Origin of the sequence: Acidibrevibacterium sp. (genome assembly GCF_049965395.1) — a bacterium.
Lineage (GTDB): Bacteria > Pseudomonadota > Alphaproteobacteria > Acetobacterales > Acetobacteraceae > Acidibrevibacterium > Acidibrevibacterium fodinaquatile.
The window spans coordinates 1-3,938 of the sequence record NZ_JBMFWJ010000090.1 but is presented as its reverse complement, the minus strand read 5'-3'; the positions used below and the strand labels follow the sequence as shown (position 1 = coordinate 3,938).

At 63.1% G+C, this 3,938-nt stretch carries 5 protein-coding genes; all 5 read left to right on the top strand.

Annotated features, from left to right (window positions below; all coding sequences use genetic code 11):
• Window positions 1-926 (top strand): nitrogenase component 1 (locus ACP5M5_RS14415; RefSeq protein ID WP_427938504.1); only part of this gene is annotated, 926 nt, incomplete at its 5' end.
• A 2-nt stretch (window positions 927-928) separates the two neighbouring features.
• Window positions 929-2,389 (top strand): chlorophyllide a reductase subunit Z, encoded by a 1,461-nt coding sequence (bchZ, locus tag ACP5M5_RS14410; RefSeq protein WP_427938502.1) that lies wholly within the window; start codon window positions 929-931, stop codon window positions 2,387-2,389.
• 133 nt (window positions 2,390-2,522) lie between these two features.
• Window positions 2,523-2,759 carry a light-harvesting antenna LH1, beta subunit gene (pufB, locus tag ACP5M5_RS14405; RefSeq protein ID WP_427938500.1) on the top strand — a complete coding sequence of 79 codons (237 nt, stop codon included), beginning with the start codon at window positions 2,523-2,525 and terminating at the stop codon, window positions 2,757-2,759.
• An 11-nt stretch (window positions 2,760-2,770) separates the two neighbouring features.
• Window positions 2,771-2,956 (top strand): light-harvesting antenna LH1, alpha subunit, encoded by a 186-nt coding sequence (gene pufA / locus ACP5M5_RS14400; RefSeq protein WP_427938498.1) that lies wholly within the window; start codon window positions 2,771-2,773, stop codon window positions 2,954-2,956.
• Window positions 2,957-3,176: 220 nt separating this feature from the next.
• On the top strand, window positions 3,177-3,938 hold a 762-nt coding region (gene pufL / locus ACP5M5_RS14395), incomplete at its 3' end, for a photosynthetic reaction center subunit L (protein WP_427938496.1).

The following is a 3,938-nucleotide window of genomic DNA, read 5'->3' as shown; positions in this document are numbered from 1 at the left end:
TTGCCCGCCCGCGCGCGCGGCGCACCGGGGCTCTGCCAACGGTCGCGCTCATCGGCGAACTGTTTCCCGCCGATCCGGTCGGCATCGCGGCGCTGCTCGCGCCGATGGGGCTCGGTGTCGCGCCGCCACTCCCAGCACGCGAATGGCGCGATCTCTACGCGGCGCTCGATAGTGTCGCTGCCGCCGCGGTGCATCCGTTTTATACCGCCTCGGTGCGCGAATTCCATGCCGCTGGCCGGCCGGTGGTGGGATCGGCACCGGTTGGCCTCGCGGGAACCGCGGCCTGGCTCGAAACCCTCGGACGCGCCATTGGCATTGACGCTGCTGCCATCGATGCCGCCAAGGCTGCCGCTCTGCCGAAGATCACCGCCGCGCTCGCTGCCCATCCGCTTGCGGCGCGCATCATCGTCTCGGGCTATGAAGGTTCGGAATTGCTGGTCGCCCGCCTGTTGATCGAGGCGGGCGCGGAAGTGCCGTATGTCGGCACCGCATGTCCGGCGACCGAATGGAGCCAAGCCGACCGTGACTGGCTCATCGCCAACGGCGCGCATGTGCAATATCGCGCCTCGCTCGAGCAAGACGTCGCTGCGATGCGCGCGGCGTGCCCCGATCTCGTGTTCGGCACCACGCCACTTGTGCAGAAAGCAAAGGAATCCGGTATTCCCGCGGTCTATTTCACCAACATTGTCTCGGCGCGGCCGCTATTTGGCGCAAGCGGTGCGGCAGCTCTCGCCGAGACCGTCACCACGCAGCTTCGCGGGCGCGAACGCTTGGCGCGCATGGTGTCGTTCTTCGATGCGGTGGGACGCGACGAGGCGTCGGGCTATGGCTGGGCGGATGTGCCGAAGGCGCCGCCAGGTGCCCGTGAGCGCGCCCGCTCGGCGCGCCTGGCGCGAAGCCGCGCCGCCGAAGCGGTCGGGAGCTGACGATGTTGGTGCTCGATCATGATCGCGCCGGCGGCTATTGGGGCGCCGTTTATGCCTTCAGCGCGGTGCGCGGCCTGCGGGTGGTAATCGATGGCCCGGTCGGCTGCGAAAATCTGCCCGTCACCGCGGTCCTTCACTACACCGACGCGTTGCCGCCACACGAATTACCGATCGTCGTCACCGGGCTCTCGGAAGACGCGCTCTCGATGAATGGCACCGAGGTGGCGATGCGGCGGGCGCGCGAGACGCAGGATCCCGATATGCCCGCCGTGGTGGTGACTGGCAGCATCGCCGAGATGATTGGCGGCGGCGTGACGCCGGAGGGGACCAATACACTTCGCTTCATTCCGCGCACTATCGACGAGGATCAGTGGCAGAGCGCGGATCGCGCGCTCAATTGGTTGTGGACGGAATTTGGCGCCAAGCGCGGCCGCAGCCGGCGGCGCGAGGAACGTTCGCCCGCCAGCAAGCCGCGTGTGAACATCATTGGGCCGATCTATGGCACGTTCAACATGCCCTCTGACCTCGCCGAAGTTCGGCGCCTCGTCGAAGGGGCTGGCTGTGAGGTGAATCTGGTCTTTCCGCTCGGCTGTCATCTCGAGGAGATCCCGCGTCTCGCAGACGCCGACGTCAATATCGTCATGTATCGCGAATTCGGTCGAAAACTCTGCGAGGCGTTGGATCGCCCCTATCTTCAGGCACCAATCGGCTTGTTTTCGACGACTCAGTTCCTGCGCCGGCTCGGCGAGGTGGCGGGATGCGACCCCGAGCCCTTCATCGAGCGCGAAAAACACACGACGATCAAGCCAATCTGGGATTTGTGGCGCAGCGTGACACAAGATTTCTTTGCCTCCGCGTCTTTCGCGGTGGTGGCGAGCGAAACCTACGCCCAGGGTCTTCGCCGCTTTCTCGAGGGCGAGATGGGTATTCCATGCCGCTTCGCGATTTCCCGCCGCCCTGGCATGAAGCCCGACAATGAGGCCGTCCGCGCGGCGCTCCGTGAAAAAATGCCTCTGGTACTCTATGGATCCTACAACGAGAGGATGTATGTCGCTGAACTCGGCGGCCGCGCCGTTTACATTCCCGCATCCTTCCCCGGCGCGATCATTCGTCGTGCCACCGGGACACCGTTCATGGGGTATGCCGGCGCGACCTATCTCGTGCAGGAATTTTGCAATGCGCTGTTTGACGCGCTGTTTCATGTTTTGCCATTGGCGAGCGAACTCGATCGCGTTGATCCGACGCCGGTACCAGCGCGCGGCCAGGGCGCATTGCCGTGGGAGGCGGAGGCGCTCGATCTGCTCGAGGCGCATGTCGCGGCAACCCCGTTTTTGGTGCGGATCTCGGCGACCAAGCATGCCCGCGAGCGGATTGAGCGCGAGGCGCGCGCGGCGGCAGAGGAGCGCGTCACGGCAGCGCGCGCACGACGCGCGCTCGATGAGCTAATGGCGGGTGTCGCATGAAACGCGCGCTTGCCGGAACGTCCACCTGGCGTCGCCGGGTGGCGCATCTGTCACGGCCGATACGGCCGCGACGATCCCCGCCGCGCGGGACATGCGCGGTAGAGGCCGCAAGGCCGTTACGGAGGAGAAAGTAATGTCGAGTAGTACCACACCACGGCCGGGATCGTTATCCGGTCTGACCGATGAGGAGGCGAGGGAGTTCCACAGTATCTTCATGTCAAGCTTCATCGTGTTCCTCGTCGTTGCGATCATCGCGCATATCCTGGCCTGGATTTGGCGCCCGTGGCTTCCGGGCGTGCATGGTTATCAGACCGGGATGCTCGATCATGCGCATACGCTTATCGGACACGCGATCACTTTCCTTACCTGATGGAGAGCGACATGTACAAGATTTGGCTGCTCTTCGACCCAAGACGCGCATTGATCGCGCTCTTCGTTTTTCTGTTCGCGCTCGCGCTGCTGATCCACTTCATCCTGCTGAGTACAAATCGATTCAACTGGCTGGATGGACCACAGCCGACGATGTCTGCACCGCAGAACTCCGCGTTGCCGGCGTCGAAGGGTTAAGTGCGTGAGGCCAACGCCTGCTTACGGCGCTGGCTGACGAGGCCTTTGTCTTACGTCTTGGCTATGCCCAAACACGGGCGGGCGTGGGTGGTATGGTGCGCCGCTCGCGCCCGTCTCCTGGACGACGCGCCGCGATGGTCGCGGCACCACCGGTCGATCGGAGGACCCAGAGATGGCGATGTTGAGTTTCGAAAAAAAATATCGAGTACGAGGCGGAACTTTGCTCGGCGGCGATTTGTTCGATTTCTGGGTGGGGCCGTTCTATGTCGGGTTTTTCGGTGTCACGACGATTTTCTTTGCCGCGCTCGGCACGGCGCTGATCGCTTGGGGCGCCGCATTACAGGGCACAGGCAATATCTGGCGCATCAGTATCGCGCCGCCGCCGCTGAGCGTCGGTCTTGGTCTCGCGCCGCTGGCGCAGGGCGGTCTCTGGCAACTGATTACCATTTGCGCGATTGGCGCTTTTGTGTCCTGGGCACTCCGTCAGGCGGAGATCGCACGCAAGCTTGGCATGGGCCTCCATGTCCCGTTTGCCTTTAGCTTCGCCATTTTTGCCTATGTCAGCCTGGTGGTGATCCGCCCGCTTTTGCTCGGCGCCTGGGGGAACGGTTTTCCCTACGGTATCATCAGCCATCTCGATTGGGTTTCCAACGTCGGCTATCAGTATTTGTCGTTTCATTACAATCCAGCACACATGCTGGCGATCACTTTCTTTTTTACCAATGTGCTGGCCCTTTCGCTGCATGCCTCGCTCGTGCTGTCGGCGATCAACCCGCCGGCCGGCGAGACGGCGAAGACCGCGGAACATGAAAATACATTCTTTCGTGATGCCATCGGCTATTCGATCGGCACACTCGGCATCCATCGGCTCGGCATGTTTCTCGCGATTTCCGCCTCATTCTGGAGCGGCATCTGCATTATTCTGAGCGGTCCGTTCTGGACCCAAGGCTGGCCGGCTTGGTGGAGCTGGTGGTTGAACCTG

Excerpts from the sequence above, each read along its gene's own strand:
- bchZ (WP_427938502.1), top strand. The coding sequence starts at position 929 with ATGTTGGTGCTCGATCATGATCGCGCCGGCGGCTATTGGGGCGCCGTT.
- pufB (WP_427938500.1), top strand. The coding sequence starts at position 2,523 with ATGTCGAGTAGTACCACACCACGGCCGGGATCGTTATCCGGTCTGACC.
- pufA (WP_427938498.1), top strand. The coding sequence starts at position 2,771 with ATGTACAAGATTTGGCTGCTCTTCGACCCAAGACGCGCATTGATCGCG.